Source organism: Paraburkholderia sp. BL9I2N2 (genome assembly GCF_004339745.1).
Lineage (GTDB): Bacteria > Pseudomonadota > Gammaproteobacteria > Burkholderiales > Burkholderiaceae > Paraburkholderia.
The window spans coordinates 1,026,391-1,045,021 of record NZ_SMGP01000004.1 but is presented as its reverse complement, the minus strand read 5'-3'; the positions used below and the strand labels follow the sequence as shown (position 1 = coordinate 1,045,021).

Genomic DNA, 18,631 nt, shown 5'->3' with positions numbered 1-18,631 from the left:
GCGGAATTGTAAAGTGCGTTATATAAAAAACGCGCCAACCCACATACTTTGATACAAACCTTACGCACGGTATTGCGGACATCGTTGCACGTGCAACGTGTACGGCGGCGCGTGCCCGTCAGGCATCCGCGTGGCCGCCGCAAGTTCGTCATTACCGGACTGTGTTTCATGCGCCGCTGGCGGATCAGGCTGCGGGTCTGCAAGCCATGCAGGACGCACGCACGCCGAAGCCCACGCAAGCGCACGATAACGTTTGCATTAACGGCAGAATGGCGTCAAAACTTGAATTGCCAGCGGCGGCGGCAGGCGTGAAGGAGGATCGTGTCGGCGCGCGGACGGCCCGGCGTCCGTCCGGCTCGATGGAACGAGGCTAGCTGTAGTACTGCCCCTGGTACTTCACGTAGCCGATCGGATGATGCGTGAAGTGCAGCACCGGCAGAACGGGATTGCGATTGTCTTCGGTGGGATAGGCGCTGGCGTCGGGGATGTATTCGCCTTGCGCTTCGATTGGGTGCCCTGCCTGCAAATTGGGGATCTCGTGCGCGAGGCCCTCGTTGTCGCCGAAACGCACGGCGACGAAGACCTCGGTGCCCACCAGTTTTTCCGTACCGCCTTCGAACTTCACGACCGTGTCGATCTTGATGACGAAGTGCTGGTGATTGGCGCCGTTGTGATTCTCCGGGCTGGCGAACACCTTGCTGATCGTGCCTTGCACACAGGCCAGCGGCGCGCCCAGCGAATAGACGTAACTATGATGAGGAAGGATCTGCGTCGCGCGATTGTTCATGAAGTCTCCGTGAAAGGAATCTGTCTTGCCTACGGCGAAACGTAAGGCGCGCCGCAAGCCGGCAGCGGCGCGATACCATTTGAGCAGACCGTAGCGCGCGAGTTCATTGCGCGCCGTTCACAGGAGACATCATGACTGAGCCTGCGCAGGCGCAAATCATCAGCGTCCACATCGCGCATGACTGGCGCGAGGTTTACGCTTTCACATCGGAGCCGGCGGCATTTCCCGAATGGGCATCAGGATTGGGCCGGCCCTTGGGCCATGACGGTGCGACATGGCGTTTCGAAGGCAGCGAAGGCACGACGACCGTGCGCTTTTCCGCGCCGAACGAGTATGGCGTGCTCGACCACTACGTCGTCTTGCCCGACGGCAGCGAGATCTACATACCGCTGCGGGTGATCGCAAACGGCAGCGGCTGCGATGTGCAATTCACACTGTTTCGCGTGCCCGGCATGACGGACGAGAAATTTGCCGCTGACGCGCAATGGGTCGAACGGGATTTGGGCAAGCTGAAGGCGTTGGTCGAAGGGCGCGATTGACGAAAGTGCGTGCGCGGCCTTGACGGTTTTTGTCCACGCTGCTGCTTGCGCATGACCCTCACGCGTAAAAAAACCGGCACCCTTAACGAAAGAGCACCGGTTTCTTTGAACGCTGCCTGGCGCCTGATATCAAGCGCCAGAAGTGCGGCTACGGTTCAGCGCAGCGCTTTCACCGCATCCGCCGTCACATCTGCAGGCTGGCCGCCCCACGTCGCGCGCAGATAATTGGCGAGCTGCGCGAGTTCCGCGTCGTTGAGTTGCGTGGCGAAGCCCGGCATATCCTGCATCCGTTCGAGGCCCGGAAAATCCTGCGCGCCGATGCCATCGAGCATCGCCACGATCAGATTGTGGGCATCCCCTTGACGCAGCGTCGAGTTGCCGTGCATCGGCACGGCGACATGCGGCTTGCCTTCGCCGTTCAGACCATGACAGCCCGCACACACGGCGAGATAAACGTTGCGCCCTGCTTCGAGCTGAGCGGCATCCGCGGAAACCGAGCGCAGCGGTTGCGGCGCGGGAGCCTGGTCGCCGAGCAGATAGGTCGACATGGCGCGCAGGTCGTCGTGCGTCAGGTACTGGCTGCTCAGATGCACCACCGGATACATCTCGCCGAATGCCGAGCCCTGCGGCGCGATGCCGGTGGCGAAGAACGTCTGCAGGTCGGCCGCGCTCCAGCCGCGCGCCGCGAGAACGTGCGGCGTGATATCCGGCGCCGCGATCCGGCCGAGTGCCGCGCCGGTCAGCGGCTTCGCGCCGTCGAGCTGGCCGAACGTGCCGCGCGGCGTGTGACATTCAGCGCAATGGCCGAGCGCGCTCGCCAGATAGCGGCCGCGATTCCACTCCGCCGTGCGTCCAGTCGATGCATCCGGCAACGCGTCCTTCAGGAACACCCAGTTCCAGAAACGCACGCCGAAGCGCATGTTGAACGGGAACGACAGTTCGGGCTCGTGATTCGCCACCGCGGCCGGCTTCTGCGCCATCAGGTACGCGTAGATCGCATCGCTGTCCGCGCGCGACAACTGACGGTACGACGTGTATGGCATCGCCGGATAAAGCTGCTTGTCCGGCGTGACGCCGTCATGCAGCGCCTTGTAGAGATCGTCCGCGCTCCAGTTGCCGATGCCGTGGTCCTTATCTGGCGTGATGTTGGTGCCATAGAAGGTGCCGAACGGCGAAGCCAGCTTCACGCCGCCGGCGAACGGCGCGCCGTCTGCCGTGGTGTGGCAGGCAGCGCAATCGGCGGCCTTGACGAGGTAGCGGCCGCGCGCGAGCGGATCGGCGGCGGTGGATTGCGGTCCCAATGCGGCGGCCGCGGCCAGCGCGCCGGAGTCGTCGTGCTTGCCGCAAGCGCTCAGCGCGAGCGTCGTACCGAGCAGCAGCAGCGCGCGGCGCAAGTTCATCGGTCGGCTCATCATGCGGCGTCCTTTACGAGACCAGGCGTCGTCAGCACGACTTCCTTCACGGCTTCGTAATAGCGCACGTAGCCCGTACAGCGGCAGATGTGATCGTTCAGCGCTTCCGTAATCGTGGCCTCGACCTTGTCTTTGGCAACCGGCTCACGCTTCAGGCGTTCGATCAACACGGTCGCCGCATTGACGAAGCCCGGCGTGCAGTAGCCGCACTGAAAACTGAAGTGCTCGAGAAACTTCTGCTGGATCGGCGACAGTTCGACGACCTCGCCCGCTTCGTTGCGCTTCGCGTGGCCTTCGATCGTGCGAATGGATTTGCCGTGGAAAAAATTCGCGCCGGTGATGCAGGTGCGCACTTCTTCGCTCGTGCCGTCCGGTTTGTCGACGATCACCACGCACGCGTGGCAGATGCCCTGGCCGCAGCCGAGGCGCGAGCCGGTCAGGTGCAGATACTCGTGCAGGTAGTCGATCATCATCAGCCCGACGGGCACATCGGTCGGACCGACGATCTCGCCGTTCACCTTGATCGACAGCGGCATCGAACGGAAATGCGTGAGCGGACGCTCGACCACGGCGGCGGCAGGCGCGCTCGCGGCGTCGGCGGCCGAAGCCGTGGAAGCGCCACTCGCGGGAGCCGCGCCGAATGCGGCGGAAGCGCCACTTGCAGCGGCAGTGCTTACCGCGCCGCCAGCGACATTAGCGTTGGTTTGATTGGGGGCCGTCATGCGAGCACCTCCTGAATACGTTGCGGGGTGACCGGCAGATCGGTAAAGCGATGTCCGATCGCATGCGCGATGCCGTTCACGATGGCGCCGACCACCGGAATCATCACCACTTCGGCGATGCCTTTCGGCGGATCGGTCTCGGTCAGCGGCGGCAGCACTTCGCCGGTCTGGGTCCAGACGGCAACGTCCGTTGCGCGCGGCAAGTGGTAGCGATTGAAGTTCCACGTGCCGTTGCCGGGACCGTCTTCGTAGAGCGGCAGGTATTCATGCAGCGCGTGGCCGATGCCCATCGCCAGACCGCCTTGCAACTGGCCGGACACGAGTTGCGGCGAGATCTGATTGCCGCACTCCATGATCGAGTGATGCGCGAGCAGATCGACCTTGCCGCTCGCTTCATGCACCGACAGCTCCACCAGCGTGCCGACCGCGCTGTAGTACGTGACGGCCGCGTTGTTGCGCTGGACCGGCGGAATGAACACACGCTGGCGGTCCAGCACGCGGTAGCGATTCGCCGTGGTCTGCATCTTCTGCTTGTCGGCCGACGCGTTGTCGCCATAGCGCACAGCGAGACCGTCGAGCGGCCAACGCTCGACGCTGCCGTCGATCTCGAAGTCCGCTTCGGTCCACTGCCAGCGGTTGAACACGTGCACGGTCGCGCCGGTCACGAGGCCGAGTTCGTGCGGCCATCAAGGCCTTTCCTTCCCGGCGTCAGGAAGACACCAACCGTCACGCGCGCGCGGCCGCGTGCGTGACGGCACGCAACGAACCTGCGCTGGACGGCTATCACCACGAGGGAGGTGTTCGAACCGCGGACGCTATTTAACGCCCGGGCGTACCGGCGACCTGCGACGACCGTCACTTCGGTCGTGCCGCAGTCGATCTGATTGACCTTGAAGTACCGTGAGTTGCCTTGTCCTCGCCCCACAGAGGGCAAGGGGCGGGATTATCGCGCTGATTTGCCGCGGGGTGCGTCAAATTTTTTGCCCTATCTCGCAAATAACGGATCTCGTATGGTCCGCTATATTCGCGGGTTTACAGCGGTTTCCGGCGGTTTTTCTACTTTTTAATCAGCATGCCCAACTATGCCCGCACGATCGTGATGCCCAACGCTTCGAACGGCGCGGTCAAGGCCTCGTCCGTATTCCGTTCGACGACGATCGTGCTCGCCGCCGTCACATCCGCGATCTTGTACGGCGAGGCCGCATTGAGTTTTTCCGCCGACGCCAGCACCACCGTCTCCGCCGCGTGTTCCGCGAACGCGCGTTTCACGTAGGCCTCTTCCCTATCGCCGGTACTCAGGCCTGCTTGCGGATGCACGCCGGTCACGCCCATGAAATACAGATCCGCGCGAATGTGGCTGAGCGCTTCGATTGCCGCGGCGCCGACGTTGACCATCGAATGCCGGAACAGGCGGCCGCCGATCATCACGACTTCCAACCCGGCATGCTCCGCGAGTTCGACGGCGATGCTCGGGCTATGTGTGACGATCGTCGCCCGCAAGTCACGCGGCAGATGACGCGCGAGTTGCACCGCGGTCGTGCCGCCGTCGACGAACGCAATCTGGCCACGCGCGATCATGCCCGCGGCCGCCCGGCCGATCGCCGCCTTCGACGCCGACTCGATACGCTCGCGCCCGGCAAAGTCCGCCGCCGCCGGCGACGCCGGCAGTGCGCCGCCATGCACGCGCTGAAGCTGACCTTCGGCAGCGAGCTCACGCAGATCGCGGCGAATCGTGTCTTCGGAGACGTCGAATTCAGCGCTCAAGGTTTTGGCGACCACTTGCCCGCTACGCTTGAGCGCATCGAGTATCAGTTGCTTTCTTTGCGATGTGAGCACGGCGGCGGTCCTTAGCGAGTCTTATCGACTTGCACGAAATTACTTGTTTTTGCACGATATCGCACGATACCATGATTCGCATGCGGGGCGAACCGCGTTTCCCTACAGGACAGGATGCGAGCCATGAACGAAATCGCCGAACGGGTCAGGATTGTCGACGTCGAGGTGCTGTCGGACGACTGGTACGTGCTGAAAAAAACCACCTTCGACTTCCAGCGCGCCGACGGCAGTTGGCAACGCCAGAGCCGCGAAACCTACGACCGCGGCAACGGCGCGACGCTGCTGCTCTACGAACCGCACCGGCGCACGGTCGTGCTAACGCGGCAATTCCGCTTGCCGGCGTTCGTCAACGGTCATCACGGCATGCTGATCGAGACGCCGGCCGGGCTGCTGGAGACCGCGTCGCCGGAGGAACGGATTCGCGCGGAAGTCGAGGAAGAAACCGGCTACCGCGTGCACGACGTCCGCAAGGTATTCGAGGCCTTCATGAGCCCGGGTTCGGTCACGGAGAAACTGCACTTTTTCGTCGCTGAATATGATGCGGTGGCGAAAGTCGGCGCGGGCGGCGGCCTCGCCGACGAAGGTGAAGATATCGAGGTGCTGGAGCTGCCGGTGGACGAAGCGCTGGCGATGATCGAGCGTGGTGAAATCGTCGACGGAAAGACCATCATGCTGTTGCAGTACGCCCAACTGAATCTGTTCGGCACGTAGTTCGAACGTGGCGAGTTTCCGCGCTTTTCGGAATCATCCTACCCGGCATTAGGAAAAGGACGATAGGTTGAACACGGCAGTAAAAATATTCTTACGCATCCGTGTGAGATTGACCGGCGCCGCAGTCAAGGCGACGCCGGTTTATCGAATGGAAAACCCTTTCCGTCAGAATATTTTTAATTCGCCGCCTTTATCAAGGCTGCGGGTAAAGCCGAGGTTCAAATGGATTCTCTCAGTTCCGCAAACCGATTCATGAATGGTTTTTTTCTTCGGCACCCTGATTGCCGCCGTCATCATGGTGCTCCTGTGCAATGCAGGCGAATTTTCGCCGTTTATGGCCAAACTGCATGCACTCGAACAGGTTACGATGACCGCGCTGATTTCCATCGTGATCGTCGACGCGAAACCATTGGCCTATAAAACCGTCTGGCGCGAGCGCCGCTGCAGCTTCGTCCTCGACGAGGACATCAACGCCACCCTTCGCGGCCGGACGTTCGGTATTCCGTTCGGTGTTATCGTCGGCATTCTGTTTCAGAATTACGTGATGAATTGATCGCTAATCCGTTTTAATACGCCGCTCGATATTCATAGTCTGAAATTCGCGCGCCTTGTGATAATCCGTTATCCAAGGCGCGCGATTCGTTTACGTCTTTCCTTTTCCCAATGCGGGCCGATCGAATAGCCGATCAGCCGATCAATGCCCGCTGCGTTCGCTGTCGAGATGCGCCATCTGCACCTCGTTGTAGCGCGAACCCGCCACGGCTTCAGGCGGAATCGCAGCTTCGATGCGCGCCAACTCGTCGGCGCTCAAGCTCAACTCGGTGGCGGCGAGCGCGTCCGTCAACTGGCTGCGGCGCCGCGCGCCGACCAGCGGCACGATGTCGCCGCCGCGTGACAAGGCCCATGCGATCGCCAGTTGCGCCGGATTGGTGCCGCGCGCGTCGGCGATAGCGCGCAGGGTTTCGACCAGCGCCAGATTGCGCTCGAGGTTCTCGCCCTGAAAGCGCGGGCTCACGCTGCGGAAATCCTTCTGCGCGCCGCGCTCCTTCGACCACGTGCCGCTCAGCAGACCCCGCGACAACACGCCATACGCGGTGATGCCGATGCCGAGTTCACGGCACACCGGCAAAATCTCGGCCTCGATTCCGCGCGACATCAGCGAGTATTCGATTTGCAGATCGGCAATCGGCGCGACAGCCCGCGCCCGGCGCAGCGTGTGCGCGCCGACTTCCGACAAGCCGATTTGGCGCACGTAGCCTTCCTTGACCAGATCGGCAATGGCGCCGACGGTCTCTTCGACCGGCACGGCCGGATCGAGTCGCGCGGGGCGGTATATGTCGATATAGTCGGTGCCGAGCCGCCGCAGCGTATACGCGAGGAAATTGCGCACCGCCGCCGGCCGCGCGTCGAAGCCGATCCAGCCGCCGGCCGGATCACGCATCCCGCCGAATTTCACGCTGACCACCACGTTCTCGCGCTGGCGCCCTTGCAGGGCGTCGCGGATCAGCATTTCGTTGTGGCCCATGCCGTAGAAGTCGCCGGTGTCGAGCAGCGTGATGCCGGCGTCGAGCGCCGCGTGAATCGTGGCGATGCTTTCGTCGCGGTCGGCCGGGCCATACAGATCGGACATGCCCATGCAGCCGAGGCCGATGGCGGAAACTCGCGGGCCTTGCTGGCCCAGTTGACGTGTATTCATTGCGTGCATTCCCGAAGTCGTTTGATCACGTTTAGGATGACGGCGAACCGGCCTGCGTGAAGCCGCGTTTGAAGCCGGATCCGTCACGCCTGAGCGGCATTCTGCGCCCGAGCCGACAAGCGATAAAGGCGCGGCGTTCGATCAGATTGGTCGAAAACGGTTAACAATCAGGGTGATGGAAAGCCACCCGGACCCGGTCCGGCTAGGTCTCAGACGGAGAGCGTCGTCGATGGATCACTTGCAAGCCATGAGAGTCTTCGCGCGCGTCGCGCAACTCGGCAGCTTCACCAAAGCCGCCGAGCAGATGCAACTGCCGCGCCCCACCGTCAGTAACGCGATCCAATACCTGGAAAGCCATCTGCGCGTGCGGCTGCTTCAGCGCACCACGCGGCGCGTCGCGCTCACGCTCGAAGGCGCCGCCTATCACGAGCGCTGCGTCCAGGTGCTGGCCGAGATCGACGACGCCGAGGCGCTGTTCGCCGATGTCGCCAACGGCCCGCGCGGCGTGATCCGCGTCGACCTGCCGGAGCGCTTGGCGGTGCACGTGGTGATCCCCGCGCTGCCGGAATTCTTCGCGCGTTATCCGGACATTCGCGTCGTGCTGAGCGCGACCGATCGCATGATCGATCTGATCGAGGACGGCGTGGATTGCGCGGTGCGGGTCGGCAGCATGGGCGACACGACGCTGGTCGCGCGGCGCATCGGCGAGTTCGAGCAGGTCAATTGCGCGTCGCGCGGGTACATCGAGAAACACGGCCTGCCGCGTACGCCCGCCGATCTGGACGACCATGTCGCTGTCGGCTTTTTCTCCAGCCGCAGCGGACGCGATCTCGACTGGGAGTATCAGGAGCAAGGCGAACTGAAGACGGTCGCGATGCGCAGCGCCGTCTCGGTCAACAGCGCGCATGCCTATATAAGTTGTTGTCTCGCCGGGCTCGGCATGATTCAGGGGCCGGTCGGCAGCGTGGACGCGCCGCTGTTCGCAAGCGGCGAACTCGTCGAAGTGCTGAAGGACTGGAAGGCGCCGCCGCTGCCCGTGTCAGTGGTGTTTCCGCACGGCCGGCATCTGGCGCCGCGGGTGCGGATTTTTGTCGACTGGGTGGCGGAGTTGATCGGCACAAAGACGCCCGCTGTGGCGGCGCCTAAACACAAACGGCCGCGCGGCGCGGCCAGGTAAAGTTAGGCGAGGTGGTTAGCCCAGGTGAAGTCAGAACTTATGCCGGATCGCTGCGCGCACCACGACCTGCCTCGAGGTCGATGAAGGAGACTGCGTGCCGACGTTGAACGCGTCGTCCAGAATCGAATAGGTCGCGTCGCCCGTCACCTGCTGATACTCGCCCTGGATGTAAACGTCGGTGCGTTTGGACAGGTTGTAATCCGCCATCAGGCCGAACGAGTGAATCTTCGGCTTCACGCCGCCGGTCGAGGCGTCGTAGGTTTCCATCGTGTACACGTACTGTGCACCGACGAACAGCATCGGCGAAATCTGATACTTGCCGTTCACCTCGAAGTTCTGATACTTCAGCGAGTTCAGCAATACGCCCGGCGGCACGAGCGGCGTCACGCCGAGATAGCCGTTGCCGGTCGGGTCCAGATAGTTCGAGTTGGTATAGACGAAGCCGGCAGTCGCAGGACCGAACGTATAGGTGATGCCACCGCCGAACACACGCATACGGGCGGCGATGAAGCTGGCGTCGTTCGCCGTGATCGCCCCGTTCGCTCCATTGCCGGGATTGTCGGCTTGCAGATAGGCCGCGGCCACCAGCAGGCCGCCATAAGAATACTGGCCGCCGAAACTGTACGCGCGATTGTTGGCGAAGTTGGTGTCGTTGCTGAAGCTATAGACGCCGCCGAACTGGAAGCCGGACAGCGACGGACTCGTGTACTTGATCGAGTTGTCGAGCCGGAACGAGTTGTCCGTGTTGTCGTTGTCGTACGGGTGGGAGAAGAGCAAGCCGGCCCAGTTGCCGTTGGCCGTGGTCTGGGCCAGATAATCGACCACCGAATCGTACTGGCGGCCGAACGTCAACGTGCCGTAGCGCTCCGCGCTCAAGCCGACAAAGGCCTGGCGGCCGAACATCCGGCCGCCCTGGTTGAGCCGCCCGGAACTCACGTCGAAACCGTTTTCCAGCTGGAAGATCGCTTTCAGGCCGCCGCCCAGTTCCTCGGCGCCCTTCAGCCCCCAGCGGCTGCCTTGCGCATAGCCGCTCGCCAGCTCATAGACATGGCCGCGGCCGACATTGTTCGTGTAGTTGATGCCTTCGTCGAGCACGCCATACAGCGTGACACTCGTCTGCGCCAGGGCGGGCGCGGCAAAAGCGGCGGACATAGCGGTGGAGACAGCTAGCGCGAACACTTGCTTGTTCATGACGATCTCCCTGCACTCGAGCAATGGGACAACTCGATCCGGCCGCTTTGTTCTTTGCGCCTTACAAGGTGCTGCATCGACCTTGACGCGCTTTCAGAAATCCTCACACGCCGTTAGGTCGCCGTCCATTGGGTGTCGTATCGATATCTCGAAACGTTGCGAAATCTCCACTTGGTGCGTTGGGCCCTTTTGTCGCGGCGCTCATTCAGGTAAACGGCGCGACGCCGCGCGGACTTGATACCGGCTGCGGCCCACGCGCGCTGACTTGCCCTGCCGCAGGCAGATTTGTCACGAAAAGAAATATAATCGCAACCTTCTTGCAGCGGCGCAGCGGAACTCCGCGCCGCCACGTGGGTCATTTTTACTGCCCCCTGCAACCGCGCCACGTCCGGCCGGTTGAAAGCGGCGACGCGGGTCGCGTATCCGCCGCAGCATCCAATCCAATTTCTAAAAGCCTTGTGAGACGCCTGCCGCGCTGAACCAGCGCGCCGTCGCACGGGGTTTGCTTTTGGCGCCACACAATGCAAAAGTCGCAATCCCGCCTGATCGAACTCGATTTTTTTCGAGGGCTGGTCCTTCTGATCATCGTCGTCGATCACATCGGCGGCAGCATTCTGTCGCGCGTCACCCTGCACGCCTACGCGCTGTGCGATGCCGCCGAGGTCTTCGTGTTCCTCGGCGGCTTCGCGACCGCCACGGCCTACGCCGCACTGGCCGAACGGCGCAACGAGACGATCGCGCGCAGCCGTTTCCTGCGGCGCTCGCTGGAGATCTATCGCGCGTTCCTCGTCACTGCTGCGCTGATGTTGCTGGTCAGCGCCGTGCTCACCGCCTTCAGCATCGACGGGCCGAATCTCGCCACCACCGATCTCGACGATCTGATGGACACCCCGCTCGCGGCTCTCGGCGACATCCTGCTGTTCCGCCGTCAGCCGTATCTGGCCTCGGTGCTGCCCATGTACGCGTTCTTCGCCCTGCTGGTGCCGATGATCCTGCCGCTCGCGCGCAGCAAGCCGTGGCTGCTGCTGGCCGGCAGCGTCGCGCTGTGGGCCGGCGCGCCCGCAATCGACGCCTACCTGCCCGCCGCGCCGGACATGCATTGGGATTTCAATCCGTTCGCCTGGCAATTGCTGTTCGTGCTCGGCGTGCTGGCCCGGTGCCAGCCGGTTTATCAGCGCATCAGCGCGCACCGCCTGAGCTGGGTCGTCAGCCTGCTGGCGTTTGCGGTGGTCGCGGCCGCCGCTTACTACAAGCTCTTTATCGAGCACGAGCCGCTCGATGGCAGCCTCAAGCAAAACCTCTCGTACCTGCGCGCGGTCAATTTCCTCGCCATCGCGTGGCTCGTCGCGAATCTGATTCAGCTCGGCTGGGCGAAGAAGCTCGCGCAATGGGTGCCGTGGGTCGGCGTGATCGGCCGCAAGGGGTTGCTGTGCTTTATCGCCGGCGCGGTGATCTCGCTCGTGGTCGATTCCGTGCTGTACGCGGCGACGGACGGCTATCTGAACTATCCGCTCGGACTGCTTGCGGATGCGATTGCGATCGGTGCGCTGTTCGCGGTGGCGCTGGGCGCGGAACCGCTCAAGCGTCTGGCCGGCCGGTTGTATGCCGGGCGGCTGCGTACGTCGCCCTGAGCGGCGTACGCCGGCCGGCGACCGTTGCTCAAAAATTCACCGCCGATCCTGATAGCATGACGGCCGCGCGCGACCCACGCCGCGGCCTCCTACTCTGACATGCGTCTATTCCTACGTTCCGCCCTCGTTGCGCTCTGCGCGGCCTCGAGCAGCGCGCCAGTGCTCGCCAGCACCGTGATCAGCCGCAGCTTCCATTCCGACGCCCTTGGCCGCGACTGGGCTTACACGATCTATCTGCCGACCGGCTATCGCCATGACGCCGGCCGCCTGCCCGTGCTGTATCTCCTGCACGGCAACAACGGCGACGCCAACGACTGGATCGCGCAAGGCCACCTGCAGAGCGCCGCCGACGCGCTGATCGGGCACAAGGACATGCCGCCCGTCGTGATCGTGATGCCGCAAGGCGGCACGGACTGGTACGTCGATCGCAAGGAGAAGATGGAGACCGCGTTCTTCGAGGATCTGCTGCCCGAGATCGAAGCGCGCTACGCGGTCTCGACGCAACGCGGCGGACGGATGATCGGCGGCGTCTCGATGGGCGGTTTCGGCGCGCTGCGCTATGCGATGACGCAACCGGAGCGCTTTTGCGGCGCGCTGCTGCTGAGCCCCGCGATCTATCCGAACGAGCCGCCGCGCGCGTCGGCTGCGCGCCGCGTCGGCGTGTTCGGCGAGCGCGAGTTCGACGCGCGGGTCTGGCACGAACTCAACTATCCGGCGCAGTGGGACCGCTATATGAGCCGGCCGTATCGTCTGCCGATGTTCATCGCCGCCGGCGACGACGACCTCGCGATCCAGGCCGATGCGTCTTCGCTCTATACGCACTTGCGGCTGGCGGGCAATCCGGCGGCGCTGCGCATTATCGACGGCGGCCACACCTGGGACGTCTGGAGCACGCTGCTGCCCGCGGCGCTCAAATACACGCTCGGTTGCGTGAAGCCGCAACCGCAACCGCAGTCGCGACCGCAGCAACCACAGCAACCGCCGCTGGAACATCCTTCGTATCAGCGGCCGTGAACGGTTCAGCAGTGCTGGCTGAAATGGGATGGGCCTGAAAAAAACCGTGCAACTATTGCACGAGGTCGGTCCACAACACCATCAGCACGGTCATCAGCGCGGGGCCGATGAAGATGCCGAGCAGCCCGAACGTTTCCGCTCCGCCGAGAATGCCGAACAGCACGAGCAGGAACGGCAAACGCGTCGAGTTGCCGATCAGCACCGGCCGCACGAAGTGCTCGGCGATGAACACCACGACCGAGCCGAACACGGCGAGGCCGACGCCCGCCGCCACCGAGCCTTGCGCGACCAGCCACAAGGCCGCGAGACCAAAGGTGATCGGCGCGCAGAACGGCAGCATCGCGGCGATCGCGGTGACGAGCGCGAGCAGCGCGACATGCGGCAAGCCCGTCACGAAATAGGCGACGCCCATCAACGCGCCCTCGCCGAGTCCGACCACGACCAGTCCCGACACCGTGCCGCGCACCGCCGTGGCCATCCGCAGCAGAAGCTGCGCGCCGTCGTCGCCGAAGCCGCGCCGCACGCCCTTCAGCAGCGAGCCCGACAAGCGCGGCCCCGCCTGAAAGATCACGAACAGCGTGATCAGCATGAAGCCGAACACCGCCACGGCATGCACCGCGCGCGCGCCGAAGTGGCGGCCGAGCGTCATCACCGTGGTGCTGTGCAGTCCTTTCATGGCGGCCGATTCGCGCAGCGGCTGAGCGAGGTTGGCCTGCCACCACGCGGAAGCCTGCTGCACGCCGAACGGCAGATGCTGGATGAAATCCGGCAACGGAATGCCGTTTTCCTGCGCATCTTTGAACCACTCGTTCATGTCATGCGCTTCGCGTAGCGCCTGGGCAATGCCGATGCCCACCGGCAGCACGACCAGCAACGCGATCGCCAGCGTCAAGACAGCCGCGATCAGCGTCGTGCGTCCGGTGAACCAGCGGTTGCCCTCGACCCTGCGCAACAGCGGCCAGAGTGCGATCGCAATCACGGCGGCCCATGCCACCACCGCGATGAAATCGCGCGCGACCCACAACGCCAGCAGCACCAGTCCGATGTACAACACGAGGGAGGCCGCTTTCTGCTTCTTCAGGCAGTCCGACGCGTCAGGTGGTTCAGGAGGTGCGACAGGCGGGCGTGAATTCATGTGAGCTCTTATGGTTTTGTGAAGGTGCCCCCAAGGACTTCCTTCGGTGTGTGCGGGAGCCGACCGGAAAAATGCAAAACCGCTACACTGCCGTTGCACGGTCGCTCATCAATAACCACATCTTAAAGGAAGCACCGGCGCCCTTTGCGGGTCGAACGCTTGTCTCACTGCGTACAACACTGCGTTGCAAAAATCCGCCCTATCGTAAATTCAACTTAACAATGGCCCGCGAAGGCCCGTCTTTTCGGGATAGCGCGAATGTCAAGTTTCATTGTTGCTATTTGAAGAACAGTGTTTCAACCGCGACACAATGGCTATCCGACTCGCGCGGGACTACATTCGGCACACCACACAATACGGAGCCGACGACGATGACCTTAGAGTCCATCCCCCTTGACGGTACCAATGGCGTCCGCATCGAGATTCTCGAGCGTTCGGACACGACGCTGGTAATTCGCTGGGTCGAGCCGGGTAAATGTCATTACGGCGAGCAGCGGTGGCGCCGCAGGTCGGCACATACCTCGGGAACCTGCGCGGTCTCGCGCCGCAAGATTCGCCGCGGCGACGCGGTATTCAAACCGGCCGAGCGGCCGGCGCCTTTGAACGCTTCCGCGATGATTTGCGCTGAACTGCTGGAGTGCGTCGAAGCCTGAGCCTCATCTGCCTGCCGGCGTCGCGCGTGCGTTCCGCCACGTGCCTGACGCGCCCGATCTGCCCGGCGGACCAACCCACATACCGGCACGCGCCTCGCGCGACCCGCTCCGCGCCGTGGGTAAAACACCCTCTGATTGCGGCCCTTCGCCACGTGCGTTAAGGTGGACGTCGTTGCGTCAAGTCACCTGCCGGCTCCACGCGCGGCGCTATCGTGACCCGCACGTCCACCCACCGCGCCGTGCCCCGTGCGGCGCCGATTGAGGGCATACCATGGCCGAAGACACGCCGGAAACCCGCGCGCAAATAGCGCCCCCCGCGTCGCCCGCTCCACTCGTCGCACCGCAACAATTCTCCCTCGACGTTCTGCTAGAGAAGTACGCGAAAGGCGACGAACAATCGGCCGACGATGTGTTCAAGCGCGTCGCGCGCGGCGTCGCCGAGGCGGAGCCGCAAGCGTTGCGCGAATCGGTTGAAGCGCTCTTCGTCGACAACCTGCGGCACGGCGCGCTCGGCGCCGGCCGCATCATGAGCGCGGCGGGCACCGGCATTGCGGCCACACTGATCAATTGCTTCGTGCAACCGGTGGGCGACGCGATTCAGGGCGTCGACGAACAAGGCCTGCCCGGCATTTACGTCGCCTTGCTGCAGGCGGCCGAAACCATGCGCCGCGGCGGCGGCGTTGGCTATAACTTCTCCGCGATCCGTCCGAAGGGCGCGCGCGTTCACACCACCAGTTCATCGGCGTCCGGGCCGTGCAGTTATATGGACGTGTTCGACGCGTCGTGCCGCACCGTCGAGAGCGCCGGTTCGCGGCGCGGTGCGCAGATGGCCGTGCTCGACTGCAATCACCCCGACCTGCTGGAGTTCATCGAGGCCAAGCATTCGAAGGGCCGCTGGAATAACTTCAACGTCTCGGTCGGCGTGACCGATGAATTCATGCGCGCGGTCGAGGAAGATCAGCCCTGGCAACTCGTGCATCGCGCCGAGCCTTCGCCCGCCCAACGCGCGGCCGACGACGTGCGGCAACGCGAAGACGGCCTGTGGGTCTACAGCGAACGCCCCGCGCGCGCGATCTGGGATCGCATCATGCGCTCCACGTACGACGTCGCGGAACCCGGCATCGTGTTCATCTCGCGCATGAACGAGGACAACAATCTGCGCGCGGTCGAAACCATCCGCGCCACCAATCCGTGCGGCGAACAACCGCTGCCGGCGTACGGCTGCTGCAATCTCGGGCCGCTGAACCTCACGCGTTTCGTGATCGATCCGTTCGCACAGATGAAAGGCCGCAAGCCTTCGTTCGACTGGGACGGCCTCGCCAAACGCACGCGCACACAAGTGCGCTTTCTCGACAACGTGCTCGACGTCACGCTGTGGCCGCTGCAGCAGCAATACGACGAGTCGCGCGCCAAGCGGCGCATCGGCGTGGGCTTCACCGGCCTCGGCGATACGCTCGTCATGCTCGGCTTGCGCTACAACTCGCAGGAAGGGCGCGACTTCGCCGTGCGCATCGCGCAACTGATGCGCGACGAGGCGTATCGCGCATCCGTGGAACTGGCGCGCGAGCGTGGCGCATTTCCGCTCTTCGATGCCGCGCGTTATCTGGAAGCCGGCACGTTCGCCTCGCGTCTGCCCGAGGACATCAAGCAGGCGATTCGCAGCGATGGCATTCGCAACAGCCATCTACTGTCCATCGCGCCGACCGGCACGGTGAGCCTCGCTTTCGCGGACAACGCGTCGAACGGCATCGAGCCGGCCTTCTCGTGGACCTACACGCGTATGAAGGTGATGGCCGACGGCGGCCGCGAATCCTTCGATGTCGAAGACTACGCGTATCGGCTCTATCGCGAACTCGGCGGCGACACGAGCAAGCTGCCGGACTATTTCGTCAGCGCGCTGGAAATGTCGGCGCGCGACCATCTCGACATGATGGCGGCCGTGCAACCGTACGTGGACACGTCGATCTCGAAGACGGTGAACGTGCCCGCCGACTATCCGTTCGAAGCGTTCGAAAGCCTCTACTTCGATGCGTGGAAAAACGGCCTCAAGGGTCTCGCCACCTACCGGCCCAACGAAACGCTCGGCGCGGTGCTCAGCGTGAGCCCGCCGCAAGCCGACGACACGCTGGCCGAGAGCGACCTCGACCCGTTGCGGATCGCGATCGATCATCGGCCTAAAGGCGAGCTGCCCGCGATCATCGAGAAAGTCGAATATCTGACGCAGGCGGGCAAGAAGTCGCTCTATGTGGCGGTATCGTTCATCGAGGTCACGGGACGGCTGGGCGGTGAAGACGTCACCATCGAACGGCCTATCGAGTTCTTCATTCCGACCGGTCAGCGCGACGAATCGCAGCAATGGATCACGGCGACGATGCGTTCGCTGTCGCTGGCGGCACGCGGCGGTTTTGTCGCGCGCAACTTGCAGGACATGCGCAAGGTTTCGTGGGATCGCGGCCAGGTCCGGCTCGGTGAGGTGCAGCGTCTCGATGGGCATCGCACGCCGCGCTGGCACGATTCGGAAGTGGCCGCCCTCGCCTTTGCGATCCAGCAGATTCTGCATCGGCGCGGGTTTCTCGATGCCGAAGGTAACCAGGTGCATTCGCGCATGCTGGCGCGTTTGCCGCGCGGACAGATGCGCGCCGAGACGGCGTTGCCGGCGGATTTCGGCATCCGGCCGCATCCCGTTGAGACTGACGCCGACGCGCTCGCGTTGACGCAGCCCGGCGGAGCGCAAGGCCTGCATACGATGCTTGGGCGTAAGTGCGGGTCGTGCGGGGCGAATGCGGTGATTCGCAAGGACGGGTGTGACTTTTGCACGGCGTGTGGTGAGGTGGGGGCGTGCGGGTAGATTGGGTGGGTCGTGACGTCGACCCACCTATTCAAGGACGATAAACCCAGATCGCTATAGTTTCCTTTTCTTCAGCGTGTAGGCAAACAACGCGTACTGCGTGTTCGTATCGGGATCGAAGTAGCCGCCTTGAGCAGCCCCGTCATTCAGGTCGCTCCATGACCTTCCGAAATCCTTGCTGACGAAGGTGAGATCCCGTGGTGCGCCATCGCCCGTCGCATCCGTGGCGTAGACCAGCAGCACCCCTTGCTGACCTACGCTGAGACCATCGAGCATCAAACGGTCGTCAAACGTATGCAACTGCTGCGCACTGGCTTTCTGGACGTTTCTCCATACTGAAACAGCGCCTGTGCGATGCCCCTTGTCGCTCGGGTCATCCCAATTGCGCGGCGCCCCCAACCGGGACAGCGCATACAGCGAGTAACCGCCGCTCGTTTGCGGGGATGATTGCAGGTCGACTACCGTCTGGTCCGGCAGCACGACATCCTGCTCGAAGTCCGCCTGGTCCCAGTTCAGCCGGTAGACAAGACTGGATGTTTTGATGTCGCCAGATTGTTCGACATAGTAGGCAACACGCAGCACACCATCGGGGGCCAGGTTCATCCCGTCAAATGTTTTGCGGGGCTTACCAACGTCGGCGAGCGGCGGCACCTTGACCTCGTGCCAGGACTGACCGCCATCCGCCGTGCGCCATATGTGAGGTCCCCATCCAATTGCATAGCCGCGTTGCGGATCGAGAAACAGCAACTGTCCGATGTTGTGATCTGCTTGCCAGTTCAATTGCGTCCAGTTGCGGCCGCCGTCGCTGGAGCGCCAGAGTTTGGTAATTTGCGGTGCCAGGCCGTTCGATAGGCGAGGTGCTTTGTAATCCATCCAACCCGTGCTGATATAGACGGTACCCCAGTCTTTTGAATACCACCATGCGGCATCCTGACCTCGTTGCTGGAACGTGCGCTTTATCCCAGCTTCGATGGTCCCCTGCAAGAAATTTACAGTTGACCGGTTTAGGCGCTCGCCGGAGTCATTCATCCATTCTTCGGTTGGCTCTGCCACCTGCGGATCCTTCAACTGACTCGCTGGCTTGAAAGTGATTTCTGGATCTGCGAGCTTCAGACTGATCACCTGGTTTCCGCGAATACGAAATTCTCCGCCACCATAGGGCTTGTCACCTTTTGAAAAGGCGGTCGCAATCGTTTCCCAACCTGTCGTCATGCTCTGGTATCCATAGGTTACAGCGGCGAGAAGCGCGAGCCCGCCGATCGAAATTTTCCAGCGTTTA

16 protein-coding genes and 1 pseudogene are annotated in these 18,631 nt (G+C 63.1%); 8 read left to right on the top strand and 9 right to left on the bottom strand.

What is annotated here, in order from left to right:
• Positions 1–370: 370 nt before the first annotated feature.
• Entirely contained in the window at positions 371–787 is a 417-nt protein-coding gene (locus B0G74_RS41135) for a hypothetical protein (RefSeq protein ID WP_132383015.1), read from the bottom strand.
• A 131-nt stretch (positions 788–918) separates the two neighbouring features.
• On the opposite strand from B0G74_RS41135, the gene B0G74_RS41130 reads away from it, so the two are divergent.
• A complete protein-coding gene (locus tag B0G74_RS41130; RefSeq protein ID WP_132383013.1) occupies positions 919–1,326 on the top strand; it encodes an SRPBCC family protein in 408 nt (135 codons plus the stop codon).
• A gap of 155 nt (positions 1,327–1,481) precedes the next feature.
• Here B0G74_RS41130 and B0G74_RS41125 read toward each other — a convergent pair whose 3' ends face one another.
• The 4 genes and pseudogenes from B0G74_RS41125 to B0G74_RS41110 all read right to left on the bottom strand — a co-directional run bounded on the left by B0G74_RS41125 (position 1,482) and on the right by B0G74_RS41110 (position 5,296).
• Positions 1,482–2,741, bottom strand: coding sequence for a cytochrome c (locus B0G74_RS41125; RefSeq protein ID WP_132383011.1), 1,260 nt, complete (start codon positions 2,739–2,741; stop codon positions 1,482–1,484).
• The gene (locus B0G74_RS41120; RefSeq protein ID WP_132383009.1) at positions 2,738–3,460 is read right to left on the bottom strand and encodes a (2Fe-2S)-binding protein; all 723 of its coding nucleotides are present in this window, start codon (positions 3,458–3,460) and stop codon (positions 2,738–2,740) included. Before B0G74_RS41120 ends, B0G74_RS41125 begins: the two co-directional genes overlap by 4 nt.
• A pseudogene (locus tag B0G74_RS41115) lies at positions 3,457–4,140 on the bottom strand (molybdopterin cofactor-binding domain-containing protein); the annotation flags it as partial. The pseudogene B0G74_RS41115 and the gene B0G74_RS41120, both read right to left, overlap by 4 nt.
• Before the next feature lie 400 nt (positions 4,141–4,540).
• A complete protein-coding gene (locus tag B0G74_RS41110; RefSeq protein WP_132383007.1) occupies positions 4,541–5,296 on the bottom strand; it encodes a DeoR/GlpR family DNA-binding transcription regulator in 756 nt (251 codons plus the stop codon).
• Between the two features lie 123 nt (positions 5,297–5,419).
• On the opposite strand from B0G74_RS41110, the gene B0G74_RS41105 reads away from it, so the two are divergent.
• Both B0G74_RS41105 and B0G74_RS41100 read left to right on the top strand, forming a co-directional pair.
• Positions 5,420–6,007, top strand: coding sequence for an NUDIX domain-containing protein (locus B0G74_RS41105; RefSeq protein ID WP_132383005.1), 588 nt, complete (start codon positions 5,420–5,422; stop codon positions 6,005–6,007).
• A 256-nt stretch (positions 6,008–6,263) separates the two neighbouring features.
• A complete protein-coding gene (locus B0G74_RS41100) occupies positions 6,264–6,560 on the top strand; it encodes a hypothetical protein (protein ID WP_243658546.1) in 297 nt (98 codons plus the stop codon).
• A gap of 141 nt (positions 6,561–6,701) precedes the next feature.
• On the opposite strand, the gene B0G74_RS41095 is transcribed toward B0G74_RS41100, so the two are convergent.
• Entirely contained in the window at positions 6,702–7,703 is a 1,002-nt protein-coding gene (locus B0G74_RS41095; RefSeq protein ID WP_132383003.1) for an aldo/keto reductase, read from the bottom strand.
• Between the two features lie 229 nt (positions 7,704–7,932).
• Between B0G74_RS41095 and B0G74_RS41090 the strand changes: the two genes are divergently transcribed.
• Positions 7,933–8,880: a LysR family transcriptional regulator gene (locus B0G74_RS41090; protein ID WP_132383001.1), complete on the top strand. Its 948-nt coding sequence runs from the start codon at positions 7,933–7,935 to the stop codon at positions 8,878–8,880.
• 30 nt (positions 8,881–8,910) lie between these two features.
• On the opposite strand, the gene B0G74_RS41085 is transcribed toward B0G74_RS41090, so the two are convergent.
• Positions 8,911–10,071, bottom strand: coding sequence for a porin (locus tag B0G74_RS41085; RefSeq protein ID WP_132382999.1), 1,161 nt, complete (start codon positions 10,069–10,071; stop codon positions 8,911–8,913).
• 521 nt (positions 10,072–10,592) lie between these two features.
• On the opposite strand from B0G74_RS41085, the gene B0G74_RS41080 reads away from it, so the two are divergent.
• Both B0G74_RS41080 and B0G74_RS41075 read left to right on the top strand, forming a co-directional pair.
• Positions 10,593–11,702 (top strand): OpgC domain-containing protein, encoded by a 1,110-nt coding sequence (locus B0G74_RS41080; protein WP_132382997.1) that lies wholly within the window; start codon positions 10,593–10,595, stop codon positions 11,700–11,702.
• A 99-nt stretch (positions 11,703–11,801) separates the two neighbouring features.
• A complete protein-coding gene (locus B0G74_RS41075; protein WP_132382995.1) occupies positions 11,802–12,716 on the top strand; it encodes an alpha/beta hydrolase-fold protein in 915 nt (304 codons plus the stop codon).
• Positions 12,717–12,768: 52 nt separating this feature from the next.
• On the opposite strand, the gene B0G74_RS41070 is transcribed toward B0G74_RS41075, so the two are convergent.
• The gene (locus tag B0G74_RS41070) at positions 12,769–13,851 is read right to left on the bottom strand and encodes an AI-2E family transporter (RefSeq protein ID WP_132382993.1); all 1,083 of its coding nucleotides are present in this window, start codon (positions 13,849–13,851) and stop codon (positions 12,769–12,771) included.
• Positions 13,852–14,222: 371 nt separating this feature from the next.
• On the opposite strand from B0G74_RS41070, the gene B0G74_RS41065 reads away from it, so the two are divergent.
• Complete coding sequence (locus B0G74_RS41065) at positions 14,223–14,504, top strand: DUF3331 domain-containing protein (RefSeq protein WP_106311561.1); 282 nt, start codon at positions 14,223–14,225, stop codon at positions 14,502–14,504.
• A gap of 271 nt (positions 14,505–14,775) precedes the next feature.
• Complete coding sequence (locus tag B0G74_RS41060; RefSeq protein ID WP_132382991.1) at positions 14,776–17,352, top strand: adenosylcobalamin-dependent ribonucleoside-diphosphate reductase; 2,577 nt, start codon at positions 14,776–14,778, stop codon at positions 17,350–17,352.
• A gap of 54 nt (positions 17,353–17,406) precedes the next feature.
• Here the strand turns inward: B0G74_RS41060 and B0G74_RS41055 are convergent, their stop codons facing one another.
• The gene (locus B0G74_RS41055; RefSeq protein WP_132383301.1) at positions 17,407–18,564 is read right to left on the bottom strand and encodes a glycosyl hydrolase; all 1,158 of its coding nucleotides are present in this window, start codon (positions 18,562–18,564) and stop codon (positions 17,407–17,409) included.
• Between the last annotated feature and the right edge of the window lie 67 nt (positions 18,565–18,631).

What these genes read in the sequence shown, in the direction of transcription:
- B0G74_RS41135 (WP_132383015.1), bottom strand. Translation starts at nt 787, where the DNA reads ATGAACAATCGCGCGACGCAGATCCTTCCTCATCATAGTTACGTCTAT.
- B0G74_RS41130 (WP_132383013.1), top strand. Translation starts at nt 919, where the DNA reads ATGACTGAGCCTGCGCAGGCGCAAATCATCAGCGTCCACATCGCGCAT.
- B0G74_RS41125 (WP_132383011.1), bottom strand. Translation starts at nt 2,741, where the DNA reads ATGATGAGCCGACCGATGAACTTGCGCCGCGCGCTGCTGCTGCTCGGT.
- B0G74_RS41120 (WP_132383009.1), bottom strand. Translation starts at nt 3,460, where the DNA reads ATGACGGCCCCCAATCAAACCAACGCTAATGTCGCTGGCGGCGCGGTA.
- B0G74_RS41105 (WP_132383005.1), top strand. Translation starts at nt 5,420, where the DNA reads ATGAACGAAATCGCCGAACGGGTCAGGATTGTCGACGTCGAGGTGCTG.
- B0G74_RS41100 (WP_243658546.1), top strand. Translation starts at nt 6,264, where the DNA reads ATGGTTTTTTTCTTCGGCACCCTGATTGCCGCCGTCATCATGGTGCTC.
- B0G74_RS41095 (WP_132383003.1), bottom strand. Translation starts at nt 7,703, where the DNA reads ATGAATACACGTCAACTGGGCCAGCAAGGCCCGCGAGTTTCCGCCATC.
- B0G74_RS41090 (WP_132383001.1), top strand. Translation starts at nt 7,933, where the DNA reads ATGGATCACTTGCAAGCCATGAGAGTCTTCGCGCGCGTCGCGCAACTC.
- B0G74_RS41085 (WP_132382999.1), bottom strand. Translation starts at nt 10,071, where the DNA reads ATGAACAAGCAAGTGTTCGCGCTAGCTGTCTCCACCGCTATGTCCGCC.
- B0G74_RS41080 (WP_132382997.1), top strand. Translation starts at nt 10,593, where the DNA reads ATGCAAAAGTCGCAATCCCGCCTGATCGAACTCGATTTTTTTCGAGGG.
- B0G74_RS41075 (WP_132382995.1), top strand. Translation starts at nt 11,802, where the DNA reads ATGCGTCTATTCCTACGTTCCGCCCTCGTTGCGCTCTGCGCGGCCTCG.
- B0G74_RS41070 (WP_132382993.1), bottom strand. Translation starts at nt 13,851, where the DNA reads ATGAATTCACGCCCGCCTGTCGCACCTCCTGAACCACCTGACGCGTCG.
- B0G74_RS41065 (WP_106311561.1), top strand. Translation starts at nt 14,223, where the DNA reads ATGACCTTAGAGTCCATCCCCCTTGACGGTACCAATGGCGTCCGCATC.
- B0G74_RS41060 (WP_132382991.1), top strand. Translation starts at nt 14,776, where the DNA reads ATGGCCGAAGACACGCCGGAAACCCGCGCGCAAATAGCGCCCCCCGCG.
- B0G74_RS41055 (WP_132383301.1), bottom strand. Translation starts at nt 18,564, where the DNA reads ATGACGACAGGTTGGGAAACGATTGCGACCGCCTTTTCAAAAGGTGAC.